The sequence below is a fragment of the Paenibacillus sp. J23TS9 genome (genome assembly GCF_018403225.1).
In the GTDB taxonomy this organism is placed as follows: Bacteria; Bacillota; Bacilli; order Paenibacillales; family Paenibacillaceae; genus Paenibacillus_AQ.
The window spans coordinates 24,009-45,505 of record NZ_BOSG01000008.1; the positions used below are offsets into that span (position 1 = coordinate 24,009).

Consider the following 21,497-nt stretch of genomic DNA (forward strand, 5'->3'; position numbering starts at 1 on the left):
TTCGGCACTTCACAAAGTTATGCACAATGTGCATTATTTTGTGCGGCGGCGAACGATATACTTGTCAGAAGCTTTTCCTTTTTTACGCGTTTTGTAACCAAGGGTTGGTTTGCCCCAAGGAGACATAGGCGATTTACGACCGATCGGAGCGCGGCCTTCACCACCACCGTGAGGGTGATCGTTAGGGTTCATGACTACACCGCGGACTTCAGGACGTTGTCCGAGCCAGCGACTGCGGCCTGCTTTACCGATTTTGATGAGCTCATGATCTTCGTTACCAACAGAACCGATGGTTGCGCGGCAAACCTTCAAGAGCTTGCGAACTTCACCAGAAGACAAACGTACGGATACGTATTTCTCTTCTTTACCAAGAAGCTGAGCTTCGGTACCGGCAGCACGAACCAATTGTCCGCCTTTGCCAGGTTGCAGTTCGATATTGTGGATAACAGTACCTACTGGAATGTTCTCCATTGGAAGAGCGTTACCGATTTTGATGTCGGCGCTCGGTCCGGATTCGATCTTGTCTCCAACTTTCAGACCTTTAGGAGCGATGATGTAGCGTTTCTCTCCGTCTGCATAGTGGATCAGAGCGATGTTAGAAGTACGGTTCGGATCATACTCAACTGTAGCAACGGTACCTGGTATGCCGTCTTTCGTACGTTTGAAGTCGATGATACGGTATTTACGTTTATGTCCGCCGCCGTGGTGACGAACTGTAATTTTACCTTGGTTGTTGCGGCCAGCTTTTTTGCTAAGCGGTGCAAGCAACGATTTCTCCGGCTGATTTGTCGTAATCTCTTCGAAAGTAGATACGGACATGTTACGTCTTGCCGGGGAAGTAGGTTTATACTTTTTAATAGGCACGTGATTTCCTCCTTACTCTACAGATTCAAAAAACTCGAGCGCTTTGCTGTCTTTGCTCAGCGTTACGATGGCTTTTTTCCACTCGGTTGTATAACCGTTGTAGCGGCCATAGCGTTTCGGCTTAGCTGGGACGCGCATAGTGTTAACGCTGGTTACTTTCACTTTGAAAATAGACTCAACGGCTTGTTTGATTTCGGTTTTGTTAGCACGAATGTCAACTTCGAAGGCATACTTAAGGTCAGCCATGTAGTCAGCAGTACGTTCTGTAATCACCGGACGTTTGATAATATCACGAGGATCTTTCATTACGCGAGCACCTCCTCTACCTTCTGAACTGCTTCTTTCGTAATGATCAGCTTGTCGTACATAAGCACGTCAAGAACATTAATGCCGTCTGCCGCTACGAATTTCACTCCAGGAATATTACGAGCGGAAAGAGCTACATTATCATCATAGCTAGGAGCGACGATCAGAGCTTTACGTTCCACTTTCAAGTTGTTCAGGATCGATGCAAATTCCTTCGTTTTAGGCGTGGTCAGAGCAAGTGCATCCAGAACAATAATGTTATTGTCAATCACTTTGGAAGACAATGCGGATTTAATCGCCAGACGACGAACTTTCTTAGGAAGCTTGAACGAGTAACTGCGTGGTGTTGGACCAAATACAGTACCGCCGCCTTTCCATTGTGGTGAACGGATCGAACCTTGACGTGCACGGCCTGTGCCTTTTTGTTTCCAAGGCTTACGTCCGCCGCCGCGTACTTCAGAACGGCCTTTCACTTTGTGTGTACCGCGACGCAAAGATGCTCTTTGCAGCAATACAGCTTGGTTCAAAACGTGGACATTAGGTGTAATACCGAATACCGCATCGTTCAGTTCCAATTCTTCTACTTGGCTTCCGCTGACATTAAACACGGATACTTTTGGCATTGCTTGTTCCTCCTTTCCTTAGGTGATTATTTTTTCACCGTTTCATTGATTTTCACGAAGCTGTTTTTAGGGCCTGGGATAGCGCCTTTGATCAACAGAACGTTACGCTCTGTATCAACTTTTACAACTTCAAGCTTTTGTACAGTTACAGTTACATGGCCCATGTGTCCTGGAAGGTGTTTGCCTTTAGGAACGCGGTTTGCTTGAATGGAGCCCATGGAACCTGGTCCACGATGGTAACGCGATCCGTGTGCCATTGGTCCGCGGCTTTGTCCCCAACGTTTGATGTTACCTTGGAAACCTTTACCTTTAGAAGTACCAGTTACGTCAACATATTCGCCTTCTGCAAAAATGTCAGCTTTCAGCTCTTGGCCAACCTCGTATGCTCCGAGGTCAACACCGCGAACCTCGCGAACGTAGCGCTTAGGCGCAGTATTAGCCTTTTTGGCATGACCTGCTTCAGGTTTGTTGGATCTGCTTTCTTTCTTATCAGAGAAACCGATTTGGATCGCTTCGTATCCATCGTTCTCGACATCTTTCTTTTGCAGAACAACACAAGGACCTGCTTCGATAACCGTTACAGGAATTACGTTACCTTCAGCGGTAAACACTTGAGTCATTCCGAGTTTTTTTCCTAAGATACCTTTCATGTTGACACCTCTTTTCCTTCTTAATTCGGGAATTACAATTTAATTTCGATATCTACACCGGACGGCAGGTCCAAGCGCATAAGAGCATCCACAGTTTGTGGAGTTGGGTTTACAATGTCGATCAAACGCTTATGTGTGCGCATTTCGAATTGTTCCCGAGAATCCTTATACTTGTGTACCGCACGGAGAATAGTAATGATTTGTTTTTCAGTTGGAAGCGGAATCGGTCCAGATACACCTGCACCCGAACGTTTCGCTGTTTCAACAATTTTCTCAGCGGATTGATCAAGAATTCTGTGATCGTAAGCCTTCAAACGAATACGAATTTTTTGCTTTGCCATTTTAGTCCCTCCTTCTATCGCCCAATTTGGTATCGGACATACTCCGTGAAAATTTTCTAACACACTGCTCCATGGCAAAGGGGCCGGGTGTGTCAGTAACCTCTCACATCATCGCAACGTCTCAGAACAACATTCACTATTATATATAAAGAATGGGCACATTGCAAGCTTTAAATAAAAAGAGCGCCATTCTTTTGGAATGAACGCGAACTATTGGCATTTTAGCTATTTAAAGCTGGGCAGAAGCGGCTTTGAAGCGTTCTGCTGAACCTGCTGCTTGCGAGGTAGAATGTCCTATTCCTTCTATTGTAGTAATCAACAGTCTGATCTGCTCCTCAACCGACACAATTTCCTGGGTGCTATGTTTCATGGAACCGACAATGTTGGCAAAGACCATGCTCGTGTCGGAAGATTGTTGTCTTCCCGTGTCGGTTAGCTGACGCACCTCTTTGATCTTGCTTACGACCTTGGATGTGATATCGGCAGAGTTTTTCACCAAATCTGCAATGCGAACGACGGTCTGCTTCGTATCTTCAGACAAACGGCTGACTTCCTGAGCAACCACACCAAAGCCCCTGCCATGTTCACCGGCTCTTGCGGCTTCGATCGTCGCATTTAAAGAAAGCATTTTAGTCTGGCTTGCAAACTCTTTTACGGAATCCACTATGTACTCAATTTGTTTTGATGCATCAGTTAGTTCTTTAACGTAATCCTCCATTTCATGGGTACGCTCATAAATACTGCTAATGCGTTCGTTGAGTCCATCCATTTGCAGACTTCCCTCCTGGGCCAACTTCTCGGAGTTGACAGCAAGAGAAGAGGTTTTATGGAAGCTATCGGTAACTTCACCACTGCTTGCAATCAGCTGCTCAATCGCAGCATTAGTCGAAATACTTAGATGAACAAGATCCTCACTGAACATGGCAATTTTGTTCTTTAATTCATCCTTAACCTTTTCGTATTCAAGCTGTTTTTCTAGCATATTTTCTTTTTCGTATGCCTCCAGCACAAGCTGCTGCTCCAAATTGAGCAGTTTGGTAATCGTCCGGATAACCTTTAATCTTTGCTCGTCATCCGTTAGTATCTCCTTATATATGATCTCCATAAACCCATTTTGTAAATTCTGAAACGCTGATAAATACCATTTTGGCTCTAACCCCACTCTTTTATGGACTTTCGCGATCATCAACCTTTTATTTATGTATTCCTCATCGACATTCCCATCGAAAATCTCCAGCAGATGATCACGGAGCGTTCTCTTTAATCGTTCAATAGTACTGTGCTTCACTATAATTTGTTCAAGCTTATCAACATCCAATACTGACTCATAAAAGTAATCGGTTATCCGGTCCATATATGTTTCGATTGCCGGCTTAATTTGACGAAGTAAGCTTAAATCTCTTTCATTCAAGTCGATCATTCGCATCTGTTCATTGAGTTCTTCGTGTCCGGGTAAAAAATGCGAGCTTCGCTCCATAAAGTCTTCGGCAAAAGCTTGTTTCAAATCATTGCTTTGAAGATTCTGGTTATCCTTACTGTGCAGCTTTTGACTTATAAAACCGAACGGGCATTTCATACTCACGATCACTCCTCATTCATCTGCGGAAAATAATGTTATACAAAGACTGTACAACATCATACAAAATATATACAAGATTGTAAAGGGTTTAAAAACTATGAAACTCTTCAAAATAAAAAACAGGAGGCACTTCTCATAAGAGAAGTGCCTCCTGCATCATTCGTTCACATCATAACGTTACTCGTTCCAGCACATTGTTGCATTTATTAAAACCAAAGGCGTTAGCCTTTATTATTTCGTGATTGTAGCTACCGCACCGGCACCTACTGTACGTCCACCTTCACGAATAGAGAACTTAGTTCCTTCTTCGATCGCGATTGGAGCAATCAGTTGTACAGTAACTGTGATGTTGTCGCCAGGCATAACCATTTCAGCGCCTTCTGGCAAGCTGATGATACCAGTAACGTCAGTTGTACGGAAGTAGAACTGTGGACGGTATCCAGTGAAGAAAGGCTTATGACGGCCACCTTCTTCTTTAGTCAGAACGTAGATTTGTGCAGAGAATTCAGTGTGTGGCTTAACTGAACCTGGCTTAGCCAGTACTTGACCACGTTCGATTTGAGCACGGTCTACACCACGAAGCAGGGCTCCGATGTTGTCACCAGCTTGAGCGGAATCAAGCAATTTGCGGAACATTTCTACGCCAGTTACGACGGATTTTTTGGACTCTTCAGCGATACCGATGATTTCGATTTCGTCGCCCACTTTAACTGTACCACGTTCTACACGACCTGTAGCAACGGTACCGCGGCCAGTGATGGAGAATACGTCCTCGACAGGCATAAGGAAAGGCTTGTCAGTGTCACGTACTGGAGTTGGGATGTATTCGTCGATGATGTTGAACATTTCAACGATTTTTTGTGCCCACTCGCCATCTGGGTTTTGAAGAGCTTCACGAGCAGAACCTTGGATGATTGGAGTGTCGTCGCCTGGGAAGTCATATTCATTCAACAGGTCACGTACTTCCATTTCAACCAACTCAAGAAGTTCAGCGTCTTCAACCATGTCGCATTTGTTCAAGAATACAACGATGTAAGGAACGCCTACTTGGCGGGACAACAGGATGTGCTCGCGAGTTTGCGGCATAGGGCCGTCAGCTGCGGATACAACCAGGATTGCTCCGTCCATTTGAGCAGCACCAGTGATCATGTTTTTAACATAGTCGGCGTGTCCTGGGCAGTCAACGTGTGCATAGTGACGAGCAGGTGTTTCGTATTCTACGTGAGCTGTGGAGATTGTGATACCGCGCTCGCGCTCTTCTGGAGCTTTGTCGATTTGGTCGAATGCTACAGCAGCACCACCGTAAGTTTTGGACAATACAGTTGTGATAGCAGCAGTCAAAGTAGTTTTACCATGGTCAACGTGACCAATAGTACCGATGTTAACGTGCGGTTTGTTACGTTCAAATTTAGCCTTTGCCATTTTGAACAATTCCTCCTTAAATGGAATAATTATATTTTTATGTTTGTGCTGACCGGAGTCTATGCAGGTTGTCTTGGATGTTGAATGTTCCGGCCAGTCTTTAAAACGTTATTGAAATTACTCAGCAGATCCTTTGGACTTCGATACGATCTCTTCAGCAATATTCTTAGGAACTTCATCATAGTGAGACAGTTCCATCGAGAACACGCCGCGTCCTTGCGTACCGGAACGAAGAGTTGTCGAGTATCCGAACATTTCGGACAGAGGCACCTTCGCACGGATAATTTGAGCACCGGAACGGGAATCCATTCCTTCAATGCGTCCACGACGGGAGTTCAGCATGCCCATTACGTCGCCCATGTATTCTTCAGGCGCAGTAACTTCAACTTTCATGATAGGCTCGAGCAAGACAGGCTTACACTTGTCTTTTGCTGCTTTAAGTGCCATGGAACCGGCAATCTTAAACGCCATTTCATTGGAGTCAACATCATGGTACGATCCGTCAACGATTGTAGCTTTAACGTCTACAAGCGGGAAGCCGGCAAGGACACCACTCTTCATGGTTTCTTCGATACCAGTAAGTGCTGGCTGAATGTATTCTCTTGGTACAGAACCGCCGACAACCTTACTTTCGAACTGGCTGCCTGTTCCTGCTTCGAGAGGTTCGAACTCAACCCATACGTGACCATATTGACCACGACCGCCGGATTGGCGAACGAATTTACCTTCAACACGAGCTGCTTGACGGAAGGTTTCACGGTAGGCAACCTGTGGTTTACCCACATTGGTTTCTACTTTGAACTCACGACGCATACGGTCGATGATGATGTCAAGGTGAAGTTCACCCATACCTGCCAAGATTGTTTGGCCTGTTTCTTCATCTGTGTGCGCGCGAAGCGTAGGATCTTCTTCAGTCAATTTGCCCAAAGCAACGCCCATTTTATCTTGGTCGGCTTTCGTTTTAGGTTCTACTGCGATTTCGATAACTGGATCCGGGAAGTTCATGGATTCCAGGATTACCGGATGCTTCTCATCGCAAAGTGTATCACCTGTACCGGTGTCTTTCAAACCTACAGCAGAAGCGATATCTCCGCAGTAAACTTCAGAGATTTCTTGACGGCTGTTTGCATGCATTTGAAGGATACGGCCGATACGCTCACGTTTACCTTTCGTTGCATTCAGTACATAAGAGCCGGATTGCAATACACCGGAATATACACGGAAGAACGTAAGTTTACCAACGTAAGGGTCAGTCATAATTTTAAATGCAAGCGCAGAGAAAGGTTCATTATCATCAGAATGACGAACCGTTTCAGTACCATCTTCCAGATGACCCACGATAGCTGGTACATCTGTTGGAGCTGGCAGGTAATCAACTACAGCATCCAGCATCAGCTGAACACCTTTGTTGCGGTAAGAAGAGCCACAAATAACTGGGAAGATCTTAACTTCTACAACACCTTTACGGAGTGCAGCCTTCAGTTCTGGAATTGTGATTTCTTCACCTTCCAGATACTTCATTGTCAATTCTTCGTCGAGTTCTGCAACTTTCTCGATCAGTTCTGCACGAAGTTCTTCGACTTTGTCTTTGAACTCTGCAGGAACTTCGGTTTCTTCGATATCTTGACCCAAATCGTCTTTATACATAAAGGCTCTTTGTTCAACAATGTCGATGATACCTTTAAAATCATTTTCTGCACCGATTGGCAGCTGAATTGCTACCGCGTTCGCCTGAAGACGATCACGCATATCAGATACAACGTTCAGATAGTCAGCACCGATAATATCCATTTTGTTAACATATGCGATACGTGGAACACCATAGCGGTCAGCCTGTCTCCAAACAGTTTCAGACTGAGGCTCTACGCCCTCTTTCGCACTGAAAACACCTACTGCCCCATCCAATACACGAAGGGAACGTTCAACTTCAACAGTGAAGTCAACGTGCCCTGGGGTGTCAATGATATTTACGCGGTGACCTTTCCAAGAAGCGGTCGTCGCAGCGGAAGTAATCGTGATCCCGCGCTCCTGCTCTTGCTCCATCCAGTCCATTGTAGCAGCACCTTCGTGAACTTCACCGATTTTGTGCGTGCGTCCTGTGTAGAACAAGATCCGCTCCGTGGTAGTTGTCTTACCAGCGTCAATATGAGCCATGATCCCGATGTTACGTGTATTTTTCAAGGAGAACTCTCTAGACATGAAACAGTCTCCCTTCAAAATTCAAGTTTATATTGAACTGAATCCTACCAACGGTAGTGTGCAAACGCTTTGTTTGCTTCAGCCATTTTGTGTGTATCTTCACGTTTCTTAACGGAAGCGCCTGTGTTATTGGAAGCATCGATAATCTCTGCTGCCAAACGCTCTTCCATGGTTTTCTCACCGCGGTTACGGGAGTAGTTTACGAGCCAACGTAATCCCAAAGCAGTACGTCTCTCTGGTTTTACTTCGATTGGCACTTGGTAGTTTGCACCGCCGACACGACGAGCTTTAACTTCCAGGACTGGCATGATATTTTTGATAGCTGCTTCAAAAACTTCCATAGGCTCTTTGCCTGTACGTTCTTGGATAAGCTTGAACGAGTTATACAGAATATTTTGAGCAACACCTCTTTTACCATCCAACATGATGCGGTTTACAAGACGTGTTACCAATTTGCTGTTGTACACCGGATCTGGCAATACGTCTCTCTTAGTAACTGGACCTTTGCGTGGCATGGATATCCCCCTTTCTTAAGTCATTGAATCCCTTTATAGAATCCACTATTGTTTTTTAGCTTTCGGACGTTTCGCACCGTATTTAGAACGAGATTGCATCCGGTTGTTCACACCTGCAGTATCAAGCGCGCCGCGCACGATATGATAACGTACACCTGGAAGGTCTTTTACTCGTCCACCGCGAACCAATACCACGCTGTGCTCTTGCAAGTTGTGTCCGATACCCGGAATGTAAGCTGTCACCTCGATGCGGTTCGTCAAACGAACACGGGCATATTTACGAAGTGCGGAGTTCGGTTTTTTCGGAGTCATTGTACCCACACGAGTACATACACCACGTTTTTGAGGAGCGCTCAAATCCGTATCTTCACGCTTCAAAGCGTTGTATCCTTTCTGCAGAGCAGGGGACTTAGATTTATAGATTTTTGCTTGACGTCCTTTGCGAACCAGTTGGTTAATTGTTGGCATTCTAGCCACCCCCTTCCAATATGATTATTCTCGTTACAAACCCTTTTTTAAGTCCACAGACCCAGGCGGTTCATAAAAGAACAAATGAAAAGTCTTTGCCAAGAGAAAGTCAGCCTTCTCCAACAAAAACGTTTCTTTACAGATTGAACGTTAACGTCCATTCCATATTGCTATGGTTTAATGATGGCAGCCATTGCTGCACCCACTTCTATACCACATGCTTTACCCAAATGCTGCATGGTTTCTACATAGGTGATTTTCACGCCCTGCTTGCTGCAGAGGCTTTCGATCTTGGAAATGAGCCGGTGTTCCGCATCTTCAGCCACATAAACTTCAGCGGCCTGGCCTAACTCCACGAGTTTCATGGTTTGTTTAGCCCCGATCTTCACATGAGCATCCTGTAATCCTTTATCATTAGACATCTTTTACGATTCCTCCAAAAGCACAGGGATGTTACCACTCACGCACCTTTGATATATTAGCACCTGCGCTGCATGATGTCAAGAACATCTACTATTAATTTTCACAAGGAAAATCATTGAAAAAGCTATTGTGAGGCAGCACGGGTAGCCCGGCTGCTCTCTCAAGTCGCTCTATTTATTCTTGAATTATTCTGCAGAAACAGTTTCCAATTCTTTTGAGCTGTCATTTTCCGCATTAGGATCATCGAGTTTGACACTGCGGTAACGGTTCATGCCCGTACCTGCAGGGATCAATTTACCGATAATAACATTTTCTTTCAGGCCGAGCAGCTGGTCGACTTTACCTTTAATGGCAGCGTCGGTCAACACGCGGGTTGTTTCCTGGAAGGATGCTGCAGACAGGAACGAATCAGTTTCCAGCGAAGCCTTGGTAATACCAAGCAGAACAGGTTTGGCTACTGCCGGTTCCTTACCGCTCAGAAGCGCTTCTTTGTTGGCTGCTTCGTACTCATGCATGTCGCTGAAAGATCCTGGCAGAAGCGTAGTGTCACCAGCATCTACGATGCGGATTTTACGCAGCATTTGCTTGATCATGACTTCGACGTGCTTATCATTAATTTCTACGCCTTGGTTACGGTATACACGTTGTACTTCCTGCAGAATGTAGTTTTGTACACCGCGGATGCCTTTAATGCGCAGCATTTCTTTAGGGTCAATTGAACCTTCAGTCAGCTCATCACCAGCTTCGATTTCCTGACCTTCGCTTACGCGCAGACGGGAACCGTAAGTGACAGAGTAAGTTTTCGTTTCCGCTTCGCCTTGAACCTCGATTTCACGACGGTCCTTACCTTCACGGATCTCTTTAACCACTCCATCAATTTCACTGATGGTCGCTTGACCTTTTGGATTCCGTGCTTCAAACAATTCCTGAATACGCGGAAGACCCTGAGTGATATCGTCACCGGCTACACCACCGGTATGGAACGTACGCATGGTAAGCTGGGTTCCTGGTTCACCGATGGACTGAGCAGCAATAATACCGACTGCTTCGCCGATTTCAACGAATTTACCAGTAGCCAGGTTTCGTCCGTAGCACTTCTTACATACACCGTGACGTGCACGGCAGCTGAGTACAGAACGAATTTGCAATTTGGTTACCCCGGAATCTACGATCAGGTTCGCCTTATCAGAATCGATCAGTTCGTTGCGATTAACCAGAACTTCCTTGGTTTTCGGATGACGAACGGTTTCGAAGCAGTAACGACCCTCGATACGATCATAAAGATCCTCGATAACTTCTTTACCGTCTTGAATTCTGCTGACAGTAAAGCCTTTATCCGTACCACAGTCTTCCTCACGAACGATCACGTCTTGAGCAACGTCTACCAGACGACGAGTCAAGTAACCGGAGTCAGCGGTACGAAGTGCTGTATCCGCCAGACCTTTCCGCGCTCCGTGCGTGGATAGGAAGTACTCGAGTACTGTCAGTCCTTCACGGAAGTTCGATTTAATTGGGAGCTCGATGATACGACCCGATGGGTTGGCCATCAGACCACGCATACCGCCCAGCTGGGTGATCTGCGATTTGTTACCCCGTGCTTTGGAGTCGACCATGAGCATAATGGAGTTGAAACGGTCCATTGATTTCATGAGGACTTCCGTAATATCGTCCTTGGCTTTGGACCAAATATCGATAACACGGTCATAACGTTCTTCATTGGTAATCAGACCACGACGGTACTGGTTCGTTACAACCGCTACCTTGTCGTCGGATTCCTTCAGAATAGCCTGTTTCTCTTCAGGTACGATTACGTCGGATACCGCAACGGTTACGCCGGCACGGGTAGAGTATGTGAATCCAAGCTGTTTGATTTTATCCAAAATAACGGAGGTTTCCGTTGTATGGTAAATTTCAAAGCAGCGAGCAATGATCTGACCAAGATACTCTTTACCAACAGCACTGCTGATTGGAAGCTGATTCAGGCTCTCACGGATGTCAGTACCTTTTTCATAAACGAAATATTTCTCAGGCGTACCGTTGAACAGATTGTCGCGGGTAGCTTCGTTAATGTAAGGGAAGCTGCTTGGGAAAATCTCATTGAAAATAATACGTCCAACCGTTGTGAGGAGCATGGCGTCTTGTTGTTTATCCGTAAAGCTGGTTTTACCCAAAGCTCTTACAGGAATGGCAACACGGGCATGCAGACCTGCCGAGCCGCGTTGGTAAGCGGAAACCGCTTCGTTCACGGTACGGAGAATCATGCCGCTTCCCTTTTCTTCCTTGTTATCCATCGTCAGATAGAAAGAACCAAGGACCATATCCTGGGAAGGGGTAACAACTGGTTTACCGTCTTTAGGGTTCAGGATGTTACCGGATGCCAGCATCAGGATGCGTGCTTCCGCCTGAGCTTCAGCAGACAGTGGTACGTGAACCGCCATTTGGTCACCGTCAAAGTCGGCATTGTAAGCCGTACATACGAGCGGGTGAAGACGAATTGCGTGTCCTTCAACCAAAATAGGTTCGAACGCTTGAATACCCAAACGGTGAAGCGTTGGTGCACGGTTCAGCAGTACTGGATGTTCCTTGATGACTTCTTCAAGCACATCCCATACTTCCGGACTAACACGTTCAACCTTCCGTTTAGCACTCTTAATATTATGAGCAAGGCCTTTATTGACCAATTCTTTCATGACGAACGGCTTAAACAGTTCCAGCGCCATTTTCTTAGGCAGGCCGCATTGGTACATTTTCAGGTACGGTCCTACTACGATAACGGAACGACCAGAGTAGTCAACACGTTTACCGAGCAAGTTCTGACGGAAACGTCCTTGTTTACCTTTCAGCATGTGGCTGAGAGATTTCAGCGGACGGTTACCAGGACCTGTTACAGGACGTCCACGACGACCATTATCGATCAGGGCATCAACAGCCTCCTGCAGCATACGTTTTTCGTTCTGCACGATGATATCAGGAGCACCCAGATCAAGCAGGCGTTTCAGACGGTTATTACGGTTGATAACACGACGGTACAGGTCATTCAGGTCAGACGTCGCGAAACGTCCGCCGTCCAGCTGTACCATTGGACGAAGCTCCGGAGGAATAACCGGAAGAACATCCATGATCATCCATTCAGGCTTATTGCCGGAATTACGGAATGCTTCGATAACTTCAAGGCGCTTGATCGCACGATTACGGCGTTGTCCTTGAGCTGTACGAAGCTCTTCTTTCAGGAATTCGAGTTCTTTGTCCACATCGAGGTCCTGAAGAAGCTTTTTAATAGCTTCAGCACCCATGCCTGCTTGGAATCCGTAGCCATACTTTTCACGATAGCTGCGGTATTCTTTTTCAGACAAAAGCTGTTTCTTCTCCAGAGGCGTATCTCCTGGATCCGTTACAACATAAGATGCAAAATAGATGATCTCTTCCAGAGATCTTGGAGACATATCCAAAGCGAGACCCATACGGCTCGGAATGCCTTTAAAGTACCAGATATGGGATACAGGAGCTGCCAGCTCAATATGACCCATCCGTTCGCGGCGGACCTTCGCACGGGTAACTTCTACGCCGCAGCGGTCACAGACAACGCCTTTATAACGGACACGCTTATATTTACCGCAATGGCATTCCCAGTCTTTTTGCGGTCCAAAAATCCGCTCGCAGAACAGGCCTTCCTTCTCCGGTTTCAGCGTACGGTAATTGATGGTTTCCGGTTTTTTTACTTCTCCGCGGGACCATGAACGAATTTTTTCCGGGGAAGCAAGCCCGATTTTCATGAATTCGAAATTGTTTACGTCCAACAAGGAGCAACCCTCCTAGTCCTATTGTTTTGATCCGTGAATGAGGCAGACGGGTTAGCCCCGTCCGCCATGATCACGATCTTATTCCACTCCGACTTCCGTGCCTTCCAGATTGAGGCTCAGCTTATCGCCTGCAGTCTCATCTTCATCATCAAGTTCTTTCATCTCGATCTCCTGCTCGTCACCACTGAGTATCTTCACGTCCATACCCAGAGACTGAAGCTCTTTGATCAAGACCTTGAATGATTCAGGAACGCCCGGTTCCGGAACATTTTCACCCTTGACAATGGATTCGTAAGTTTTAACCCGGCCGACCACATCATCGGATTTGACGGTGAGGATTTCCTGCAGTGTATATGCAGCGCCGTAGGCTTCCAGCGCCCACACTTCCATCTCACCGAAGCGCTGGCCACCGAACTGAGCTTTACCACCCAGAGGCTGCTGCGTAACGAGAGAGTAAGGACCTGTGGAACGGGCATGGATTTTATCATCAACCATGTGCGCCAACTTGATCATGTGCATAACGCCAACGGTAACTTCACGCTCAAATCTTTCGCCAGTCCGTCCGTCATACAGCACGGTTTTACCGTTACGCTGCATGCCTGCTTCTTCCATGGTATCAAACACATCATACTCATTAGCTCCGTCAAATACCGGCGTAGCCACATGAATACCGAGCTGCATAGCCGCAAAGCCCAGATGGACTTCGAGCACCTGTCCGATGTTCATCCGCGATGGTACACCAAGCGGGTTCAGTACAACCTGTACAGGCGTACCATCAGGCAGGAACGGCATATCTTCTTCTGGCAGGATACGTGCCACGACACCCTTGTTACCGTGACGTCCGGCCATTTTATCACCCTCAGAAATTTTACGCTTCTGAGCGATGTACACACGAACCAGTTGGTTCACACCAGGAGGCAGCTCATCGCCGTTCTCACGGGTAAACACTTTGACATCAACGATAATACCATCACTACCATGTGGTACGCGTAGGGACGTGTCACGGACTTCACGAGCCTTTTCACCGAAGATTGCATGCAGGAGACGTTCTTCAGCAGTCAGCTCTGTAACACCCTTAGGCGTTACTTTACCAACCAGAATGTCACCGGCGCTGATTTCGGCACCAATACGGATAATACCGCGCTCGTCAAGGTTCTTAAGAGCATCTTCACCCACGTTAGGAATATCGCGAGTAATTTCTTCAGGTCCAAGCTTGGTATCACGCGCTTCGGACTCATATTCCTCAATGTGGATCGAGGTATAGACATCCTCTTTAACCATTTTCTCGCTCAGCAGGATCGCATCCTCGTAGTTGTAACCTTCCCAGGTCATGAACGCAACAACAACGTTACGTCCCAGAGCAAGCTCACCCATCTCTGTGGAAGGTCCGTCTGCCAGAATATCACCTTGCTTCACAATGTCGCCTTTTTTCGCAAGCGGACGCTGATTAATGCACGTTCCTTGGTTCGAACGCATAAATTTGTGTAATTTATGCTTAACGATATCACCTTTGACTTCTTTGCCGTCCACGTTTTCAATCCGGCGTACCCAGATCTCATCCGCACTCGAACGTTCCACGATGCCATCATGCTTGGAAACGATACATACGCCCGAATCCTTCGCCGATTTGTGTTCCATTCCTGTTCCGACGAGCGGAGCTTTAGGAATGAGCAGTGGTACAGCCTGACGCTGCATGTTCGATCCCATCAGCGCACGGTTGGAGTCATCGTTCTCGAGGAACGGAATGAGCGCCGTCGCGACGGATACAACTTGTTTAGGTGATACGTCCATGTAGTCAACACGTTCATTAGGCATCGGCAAAATGTTGTCAGACTGTTTGTTATAACGGACGATAACCATATCTTCCGCAAACGTTCCGTCTTCATTAAGCTGCGCATTCGCCTGAGCGACAACGTAATTGTCTTCCTCGTCCGCCGTCAGATAGTCGATATGATCGGTTACCACACCATTCTTCGGATCCACCCAGCGGTACGGAGCTTCGATAAAGCCGTACTCATTAATACGGGCAAATGTAGACAAGGAGTTGATCAAACCAATGTTCGGACCTTCCGGCGTTTCGATTGGACACATACGGCCGTAGTGACTGTGGTGAACGTCACGCACTTCAAAGCCCGCGCGTTCGCGCGTCAAACCGCCAGGTCCGAGTGCAGACAGACGACGTTTGTGCGTTAGCTCTGCGAGAGGGTTCGTTTGGTCCATAAACTGCGACAGCTGGGAGCTACCAAAGAACTCTTTGATCGATGCAATCACAGGACGTATGTTAATCAGTGCCTGAGGCGTGATTACATTAGCGTCTTGAATTGACATTCTTTCACGAACCACACGCTCCATACGGGAAAGACCAATACGGAACTGGTTCTGCAGCAGCTCACCTACAGAACGCAGACGACGGTTACCCAAATGGTCAATGTCATCTGTGTTACCAATGCCGTGAAGCAGATTAATAAAGTAGCTGATTGAGGAAATAATATCAGCAGGCGTGATATGCTTCACCGATTTGTCGATGTTCGCATTCGCCAATACTTTAACTACTTTCCCATCTTCAATCGGCGAGAACACCTCAATGCTTTGCAACGGAATATCATCCGCATCAAGCACACCATTTGCGACATGATAAGTCTTATGACCAACCATATTGTCTAAATGAGGCAAAATTTCATCAAGTAATCGACGGTCAACCATTTGACCAGCTTCCGCAATGATTTCACCTGTGTCGGCGTCAATCAGCGTTTCAGCCAGGCGTTGGTTGAACAGGCGGTTCTTGATATGAAGCTTTTTATTAATTTTATAACGGCCGACGTTGGCCAGATCATATCGTTTTGGATCAAAGAAGCGCGCTACGAGGAGACTTTTTGCGTTATCCAGCGTAGGCGGTTCGCCTGGACGGAGGCGTTCGTAAATTTCAATGAGCGCTTTTTCCGTAGAATCGGTATTGTCTTTGTCCAGCGTATTGCGTATATATTCGTCGTTGCCAAGCAGGTCCAAAATTTCGGCGTCACTGCCGAAACCAAGCGCCCGTAGCAAAACAGTAACCGGAATTTTACGGGTACGGTCAATCCGAACATACATAATGTCCTTCGCATCCGTCTCCAGTTCAAGCCATGCGCCGCGGTTAGGAATAACTGTTGCGGTGTATGTCTTTTTGCCGTTTTTATCGACTTTCGTACTGAAGTAGACGCTAGGAGAGCGTACCAACTGGCTGACAATAACCCGTTCTGCGCCATTGATAATAAATGTACCGGTCTCCGTCATCAATGGGAAATCCCCCATAAATACTTCCTGTTCTTTGACTTCTCCGGTTTCTTTGTTGATGAGCCGCACCTTAACCCGTAGAGGTGCCGCATACGTCACGTCACGTTCCTTAGCGTCATCGACGGTGTATTTAGGTTCACCAAGACTGTAGTCAATGAACTCCAGCACCAAATTGCCCGTAAAATCCTGAATTGGCGAGATATCCTGGAACATTTCGCGCAATCCTTCCTCCAAAAACCAATCATATGATTTCTGTTGGATTTCGATCAGGTTCGGAACCTCTAGTACTTCATTAATTCGCGCATAACTTCGCCGAGTGCGTCGACCATACTGAACAAGATGTCCTGCCAACTTTAACTCACCCCTCATGTCTACTCACTTCAAAAATTGATTGCGAACCTCTGTTTGGAACCTTATAATGGATTCATGCAGAGGATTCACCCACAAATAAAGAAAAGCCCTTACCCGAATGCTTTCGAACAAAGAGCAACTTATCCATGGTCTTCCTACTAAACACGGAAGTGACTTCATATCCTGTAGATTTGCCCAAAATGTACATATTATACGTGAACATGCCCTATTTTATGCATTTCTGCGCATAAAAACTATTGACATTTCAGTCAACTAAAGACAAGAAGCCTATCCTAATACTGACATTTTATAATAATATCACATCTGCAAATTCAAGTCAATAGTCCGATTGTGCATTATTAAGAAATTTTTGTAGCTTTGAAAATCCGATAGCCTTTATCCTTCGTTACTTCCTCAACCTGTCCGAACAAGCTTTCTAGCTTCGCTTTGGCAGAAGGAGCACCCTGTTTTTTCTGGATGACGATCCACAACGTTCCTCCATCCCGCAAATGCGCATGCGCTTGTTCGAAAATGGCGTGCACCGTTTCTTTTCCGGCGCGTATGGGTGGATTGGTCAGTACGACATCAAAGCTCTTCCCCTGCACGGCCGCCAGCAAATCACTTTCCAGAATGGTTACATTTTGAATGCCGTTCAGCTTTGCGTTTTCTTTCGCTAATTCCACCGCACGGGAGTTCACATCAAGCATGGTCACGTGACCGTTACCAGCAAGCCTGGCTGCAGTAAAACCAATCGGACCATAGCCGCAGCCGACATCCAGAACCTCTGCATTGTCCGGAATATCCATCACCTCAATAAGCACCTTACTGCCATAATCAACGCCTTTTTTGGAAAACACTCCGGCATCGCTTATAAACTTAAGGGTCTGGTCCCGAAGGTGTTCTTCCAGCTGACGTCTGTCATGACTGGCTTCCGGCTGATTCGAATAGTAATGCTGTGACATGCTGTTCCTCCGTATCTTGGTCTTGTATTCATAGATTTCCCCGACCGGTCTATGTTCAGACATAGGGAAATGCGGTTTTTACAAAAACAAACCCCTTGAGAATTCAAGGGGTTCGTTTTGTTTAAAGCAGCTTGAGAAGAAATTACTTCACTTCTACAGAAGCGCCTGCTTCTTCCAATTTAGCTTTAACGGAATCAGCTTCTTCTTTACCCACTTTTTCTTTCAGTGGTTTTGGTGCGTTGTCAACGAGGTCTTTAGCTTCTTTCAAGCCAAGGCCAGTGATTTCGCGAACCGCTTTGATAACGTTGATTTTGGAAGCACCAGCGCTAGTCAGGATTACGTCGAATTCAGTTTGCTCTTCAGCTTCAGCCGCGCCAGCGCCGCCGCCTACCATAGCCATAGGAGCTGCAGCAGTTACGCCGAATTCTTCTTCGATTGCTTTAACAAGATCGTTCAGTTCCAAAACAGTCATACCTTTGATTGCTTCCAAGATTTGCTCTTTACTCATGGTTGAACCTCCATTTTATAATAAAAGTTTTTTGTTGTTTGTACTTCATACTGCATGAAGAGACAGGTGCTTACGCGCCTTGCTCTTCTTTCTCTGCAACGGCTTTAACTGCAAGCGCGAAGTTGCGCATAGGAGCTTGAAGCACGCTGAGGAGCATGGAAAGGAGACCTTCGCGGGATGGCAGTTCTGCCAGCGCTTTAACTTGGTCAACGCCAACTACACGGCCTTCAACCACGCCACCTTTCAATTTCAATGCGTCGTTCTTCTTAGCAAAATCGTTAAGGATTTTGGCTGGAGCTACGGCGTCATCCGCACTGAATGCAATCGCTGTAGGACCGGTCAATACTTCGTCCAGTTCTGTCAGCTCAGCAGCAGCGGTAGCGCGGCGCAGCAACGTGTTTTTCAACACTTGGAATTCAACGCCAGCTTCACGAAGCTGCTTACGCAGTTCGGTCACTTGGGAAACGTTCAATCCACGGTAGTCCGCTACAACGGTAGTTACGCTATCGCGCAATTTAGCCGTTACAACATCTACTGCTTCTTGTTTCGCTTGAATCACTTTTGCGTTTGCCAATGTCTACACCTCCTGAAAGTTTCACTGCCTCGGCATCCGGATCCGGAATTACCGGGACATTCTGTATCGTTAGGATGAAAAGTCTGACTACTTCCCGTCCCATACTCGTTCTAGGCAAGTAAAAAGCCTCCGTAGAATCACGAAGGCCTGATGAATGATGGTTGTCCGAAACGTATTCGGGAGCAAACATCTATATTCTATCACAACACCTCGGTAGGAGATTAAGCCTTTGCGGGGCACCTACTGTCTACGGTAAGCATATTCAACTTTAAAGGTCAGTTCTTTTACAACAACTTTTACAGATTATCAGATAACGTGACAGAAGTCAACGTCATATTTATTATCTGTAAGAAGCTGTGCTCACACGTGCGCTTGGTCCCATCGTCGAGGATACTGCGATCCCTTTCAGATAAACACCTTTAGCAGCAGCTGGCTTAGCACGGTTGAGTGCGTCGATGAGAGCTTTAAGGTTCTCATTCAGTTTTACCGCATCAAAGGATGCTTTACCAATTGGAGCATGAATTTGACCTGCTTTGTCCAGACGGTATTCGATTTTACCAGCTTTAATTTCTTGAACAGCTTTGGAAACATCGAATGTAACTGTACCTGCTTTAGGGTTAGGCATGAGGCCTTTACCACCGAGCAGACGACCCAGTTTACCGACTTCGCTCATCATATCAGGTGTAGCTACGCAGACGTCGAATTCGAACCAGCCTTGTTGGATCTTGTTGATCATGTCTTGATCGCCAACATAATCCGCGCCAGCCGCTTCCGCTTCCTTCGCTTTTTCACCTTTTGCAAATACCAGTACACGTTGTGTTTTGCCTGTGCCGTGAGGCAGGACAACAACACCACGAACAGCCTGATCTTGTTTACGCGGGTCTACACCCAAACGCACTGCAACTTCAACGGTTTCGTCGAATTTAGCTGTCGCAGCTTTTTTCACAAGCTCAACGGCTTCTGCTGGTTCGTAAAATGTTTCGCTGTCAATCAACTTGGCAGCTTCAACATATTTCTTACCATGTTTCGCCATGTTTGTTCCTCCTTTGTGGTTTTAACGGAAATTCCTCCCACATATGCCGGTCACGCTTGACCGGTTGTCGCAGAAAAACCGAAATAATTAGTCTTCGATATTGATACCCATACTGCGGGCAGTACCTTCAACCATACGCATAGCAGCTTCAACAGATGCAGCGTTAAGGTCAGGCATTTTAGTTTCAGCGATTTCACGAACTGCGCTACGTTTAACAGTTGCCACCTTTTTCTTGTTAGGTTCGCCGGAACCCTTCTCGATTTTTGCAGCTACGCGAAGCAGAACTGCAGCCGGTGGAGTTTTAGTGATAAACGTAAAGGAGCGATCTTCAAATACCGAGATTTCAACCGGAATAATCAGACCAGCTTGATCAGCAGTACGAGCGTTGAATTCTTTACAGAATGCCATGATGTTGACACCTGCTTGACCCAATGCTGGACCTACTGGTGGTGCTGGATTCGCTTTACCTGCAGGAATTTGCAGTTTCACCATTTTGATTACCTTTTTTGCCATGTAAGACACCTCCTTCAAAAGTGGTTAACGGGACTCTATGGCCCCTCCCACAAGAAACCTGAAGAATTTTATATCTTCTCTACTTGAGTATAATCCAGCTCAAGCGGGGTTTCCCGTCCAAACATGTTGACGTGAACTTTGAGTTTGCTCTTGTCGGCTAGAATTTCTTCTACAGAGCCCACAAAATTCGCAAACGGACCAACCTTGATACGCACGGATTCCTTAATGTCGAATTCAATCTTAGGTTTAGGCTCTTCCATTCCCATATGCTTCAGAATCTGTTCAACTTCATCTGGAAGCAATGCTGTCGGTTTAGAACCCGAACCCGTCGATCCAACGAATCCTGTAACTCCAGGCGTGTTGCGGACAACATACCACGAGTCGTCAGTCTGGATCATTTCAACCAAGACATAACCGGGGTAAACTTTTCTCATGACGGTCTTTTTCTTACCATCCTTGTTTACCACTTCTTCTTCCATCGGAACAAGAACGCGGAAAATCTTGTCTTCCATGCCCATAGACTCAACACGTTTTTCTAAATTGGCCTTGACCTTGTTCTCATACCCTGAATAGGTATGCACAACGTACCATCTTTTTTCCATAGTTTCCATATCAAGCCACCCGGGACCCTTCTTAAATAATCGCTTCGATCACAGCGGAAATGCCGATATCCAGAACCCAAAAATAAATCGTGACGAATACAATGGTGCCGAGGACGATAAGAGTATAATTCGTCAGCTCTTTACGATTAGGCCAGCGAACTTTTTTGAGCTCCGCCCAGCTTTCAGAGAAAAAGGAAAACAGAGACTTGAAACTACTTTTCACGCCGACTACACCTCCAAAAAACTATCTGGTTTCGCGATGAGGAGTTTGCTCGTTACAGAACTTGCAAAATTTCTTCATCTCCATGCGGTCGGGGTGATTTCGCTTGTTTTTGGTAGTCGTATAGTTTCTTTGTTTGCAGTTCGTACAAGCCAAAGTTATAATTACCCGCATGCTGTGCACCTCCCGAAGACGTCCTTCTTTCCAGAAGACTCTATATTTCCTAGCAGAACAGCCTAAGCCCTTCATTGCTGAAAAGAAAATAACCGTT

General features: G+C 46.3%; 21 protein-coding genes and 1 other annotated feature. All 21 genes read right to left on the bottom strand.

The window, feature by feature from the left end; genetic code table 11:
- Positions 1–33 precede the first annotated feature (33 nt).
- Positions 34–864 (bottom strand): 50S ribosomal protein L2, encoded by an 831-nt coding sequence (rplB, locus tag KJS65_RS28285; RefSeq protein ID WP_213653138.1) that lies wholly within the window; start codon positions 862–864, stop codon positions 34–36.
- A gap of 12 nt (positions 865–876) precedes the next feature.
- Positions 877–1,170, bottom strand: a complete 294-nt coding sequence (rplW, locus tag KJS65_RS28290) for a 50S ribosomal protein L23 (protein ID WP_136609110.1) — start codon at positions 1,168–1,170, stop codon at positions 877–879.
- Positions 1,170–1,793 carry a 50S ribosomal protein L4 gene (gene rplD, locus KJS65_RS28295; RefSeq protein WP_213653139.1) on the bottom strand — a complete coding sequence of 208 codons (624 nt, stop codon included), beginning with the start codon at positions 1,791–1,793 and terminating at the stop codon, positions 1,170–1,172. The genes rplW and rplD overlap by 1 nt, the downstream gene beginning before the upstream one ends.
- A gap of 26 nt (positions 1,794–1,819) precedes the next feature.
- Positions 1,820–2,443: a 50S ribosomal protein L3 gene (gene rplC, locus KJS65_RS28300; RefSeq protein ID WP_136609108.1), complete on the bottom strand. Its 624-nt coding sequence runs from the start codon at positions 2,441–2,443 to the stop codon at positions 1,820–1,822.
- A 32-nt stretch (positions 2,444–2,475) separates the two neighbouring features.
- Positions 2,476–2,784, bottom strand: coding sequence for a 30S ribosomal protein S10 (rpsJ, locus tag KJS65_RS28305; RefSeq protein WP_005544556.1), 309 nt, complete (start codon positions 2,782–2,784; stop codon positions 2,476–2,478).
- A 229-nt stretch (positions 2,785–3,013) separates the two neighbouring features.
- Positions 3,014–4,360 (bottom strand): globin-coupled sensor protein, encoded by a 1,347-nt coding sequence (locus KJS65_RS28310; RefSeq protein ID WP_244864906.1) that lies wholly within the window; start codon positions 4,358–4,360, stop codon positions 3,014–3,016.
- 234 nt (positions 4,361–4,594) lie between these two features.
- A complete protein-coding gene (tuf, locus tag KJS65_RS28315; RefSeq protein ID WP_213653141.1) occupies positions 4,595–5,785 on the bottom strand; it encodes an elongation factor Tu in 1,191 nt (396 codons plus the stop codon).
- Between the two features lie 117 nt (positions 5,786–5,902).
- Positions 5,903–7,984, bottom strand: coding sequence for an elongation factor G (fusA, locus tag KJS65_RS28320; RefSeq protein ID WP_136609105.1), 2,082 nt, complete (start codon positions 7,982–7,984; stop codon positions 5,903–5,905).
- A gap of 44 nt (positions 7,985–8,028) precedes the next feature.
- Positions 8,029–8,499: a 30S ribosomal protein S7 gene (rpsG, locus tag KJS65_RS28325; protein ID WP_213653142.1), complete on the bottom strand. Its 471-nt coding sequence runs from the start codon at positions 8,497–8,499 to the stop codon at positions 8,029–8,031.
- A gap of 45 nt (positions 8,500–8,544) precedes the next feature.
- Positions 8,545–8,967: a 30S ribosomal protein S12 gene (gene rpsL / locus KJS65_RS28330; RefSeq protein ID WP_213653143.1), complete on the bottom strand. Its 423-nt coding sequence runs from the start codon at positions 8,965–8,967 to the stop codon at positions 8,545–8,547.
- A gap of 170 nt (positions 8,968–9,137) precedes the next feature.
- A complete protein-coding gene (locus KJS65_RS28335; protein WP_136609102.1) occupies positions 9,138–9,389 on the bottom strand; it encodes a ribosomal L7Ae/L30e/S12e/Gadd45 family protein in 252 nt (83 codons plus the stop codon).
- Between the two features lie 186 nt (positions 9,390–9,575).
- Positions 9,576–13,190, bottom strand: coding sequence for a DNA-directed RNA polymerase subunit beta' (rpoC, locus tag KJS65_RS28340; protein ID WP_213653144.1), 3,615 nt, complete (start codon positions 13,188–13,190; stop codon positions 9,576–9,578).
- A 78-nt stretch (positions 13,191–13,268) separates the two neighbouring features.
- Positions 13,269–16,814: a DNA-directed RNA polymerase subunit beta gene (gene rpoB, locus KJS65_RS28345; protein WP_213653145.1), complete on the bottom strand. Its 3,546-nt coding sequence runs from the start codon at positions 16,812–16,814 to the stop codon at positions 13,269–13,271.
- A gap of 359 nt (positions 16,815–17,173) precedes the next feature.
- Entirely contained in the window at positions 17,174–17,776 is a 603-nt protein-coding gene (locus KJS65_RS28350) for a class I SAM-dependent methyltransferase (RefSeq protein ID WP_213653146.1), read from the bottom strand.
- A gap of 142 nt (positions 17,777–17,918) precedes the next feature.
- A complete protein-coding gene (gene rplL / locus KJS65_RS28355) occupies positions 17,919–18,284 on the bottom strand; it encodes a 50S ribosomal protein L7/L12 (RefSeq protein WP_213653147.1) in 366 nt (121 codons plus the stop codon).
- A gap of 70 nt (positions 18,285–18,354) precedes the next feature.
- Positions 18,355–18,858: a 50S ribosomal protein L10 gene (gene rplJ, locus KJS65_RS28360; protein ID WP_136609097.1), complete on the bottom strand. Its 504-nt coding sequence runs from the start codon at positions 18,856–18,858 to the stop codon at positions 18,355–18,357.
- Between the two features lie 110 nt (positions 18,859–18,968).
- Positions 18,969–19,129 (bottom strand) — a sequence feature (ribosomal protein L10 leader region).
- 69 nt (positions 19,130–19,198) lie between these two features.
- Positions 19,199–19,891, bottom strand: a complete 693-nt coding sequence (gene rplA / locus KJS65_RS28365; protein WP_213653148.1) for a 50S ribosomal protein L1 — start codon at positions 19,889–19,891, stop codon at positions 19,199–19,201.
- An 87-nt stretch (positions 19,892–19,978) separates the two neighbouring features.
- Positions 19,979–20,404 carry a 50S ribosomal protein L11 gene (rplK, locus tag KJS65_RS28370; protein ID WP_160501045.1) on the bottom strand — a complete coding sequence of 142 codons (426 nt, stop codon included), beginning with the start codon at positions 20,402–20,404 and terminating at the stop codon, positions 19,979–19,981.
- Positions 20,405–20,472: 68 nt separating this feature from the next.
- Complete coding sequence (nusG, locus tag KJS65_RS28375) at positions 20,473–21,006, bottom strand: transcription termination/antitermination protein NusG (RefSeq protein ID WP_136609143.1); 534 nt, start codon at positions 21,004–21,006, stop codon at positions 20,473–20,475.
- A 31-nt stretch (positions 21,007–21,037) separates the two neighbouring features.
- Positions 21,038–21,229, bottom strand: coding sequence for a preprotein translocase subunit SecE (gene secE, locus KJS65_RS28380; protein WP_036712533.1), 192 nt, complete (start codon positions 21,227–21,229; stop codon positions 21,038–21,040).
- Positions 21,230–21,250: 21 nt separating this feature from the next.
- Positions 21,251–21,400, bottom strand: a complete 150-nt coding sequence (rpmG, locus tag KJS65_RS28385; protein WP_076176720.1) for a 50S ribosomal protein L33 — start codon at positions 21,398–21,400, stop codon at positions 21,251–21,253.
- Positions 21,401–21,497 lie beyond the last annotated feature (97 nt).

Bases quoted from the DNA above. Each gene is read 5' to 3' on its own strand.
- rplW (WP_136609110.1), bottom strand. From the start codon at position 1,170: ATGAAAGATCCTCGTGATATTATCAAACGTCCGGTGATTACAGAACGT.
- rplD (WP_213653139.1), bottom strand. From the start codon at position 1,793: ATGCCAAAAGTATCCGTGTTTAATGTCAGCGGAAGCCAAGTAGAAGAA.
- rplC (WP_136609108.1), bottom strand. From the start codon at position 2,443: ATGAAAGGTATCTTAGGAAAAAAACTCGGAATGACTCAAGTGTTTACC.
- rpsJ (WP_005544556.1), bottom strand. From the start codon at position 2,784: ATGGCAAAGCAAAAAATTCGTATTCGTTTGAAGGCTTACGATCACAGA.
- KJS65_RS28310 (WP_244864906.1), bottom strand. From the start codon at position 4,360: ATGAAATGCCCGTTCGGTTTTATAAGTCAAAAGCTGCACAGTAAGGAT.
- tuf (WP_213653141.1), bottom strand. From the start codon at position 5,785: ATGGCAAAGGCTAAATTTGAACGTAACAAACCGCACGTTAACATCGGT.
- fusA (WP_136609105.1), bottom strand. From the start codon at position 7,984: ATGTCTAGAGAGTTCTCCTTGAAAAATACACGTAACATCGGGATCATG.
- rpsG (WP_213653142.1), bottom strand. From the start codon at position 8,499: ATGCCACGCAAAGGTCCAGTTACTAAGAGAGACGTATTGCCAGATCCG.
- rpsL (WP_213653143.1), bottom strand. From the start codon at position 8,967: ATGCCAACAATTAACCAACTGGTTCGCAAAGGACGTCAAGCAAAAATC.
- KJS65_RS28335 (WP_136609102.1), bottom strand. From the start codon at position 9,389: ATGTCTAATGATAAAGGATTACAGGATGCTCATGTGAAGATCGGGGCT.
- KJS65_RS28350 (WP_213653146.1), bottom strand. From the start codon at position 17,776: ATGTCACAGCATTACTATTCGAATCAGCCGGAAGCCAGTCATGACAGA.
- rplL (WP_213653147.1), bottom strand. From the start codon at position 18,284: ATGAGTAAAGAGCAAATCTTGGAAGCAATCAAAGGTATGACTGTTTTG.
- rplA (WP_213653148.1), bottom strand. From the start codon at position 19,891: ATGGCGAAACATGGTAAGAAATATGTTGAAGCTGCCAAGTTGATTGAC.
- rplK (WP_160501045.1), bottom strand. From the start codon at position 20,404: ATGGCAAAAAAGGTAATCAAAATGGTGAAACTGCAAATTCCTGCAGGT.
- nusG (WP_136609143.1), bottom strand. From the start codon at position 21,006: ATGGAAAAAAGATGGTACGTTGTGCATACCTATTCAGGGTATGAGAAC.
- rpmG (WP_076176720.1), bottom strand. From the start codon at position 21,400: ATGCGGGTAATTATAACTTTGGCTTGTACGAACTGCAAACAAAGAAAC.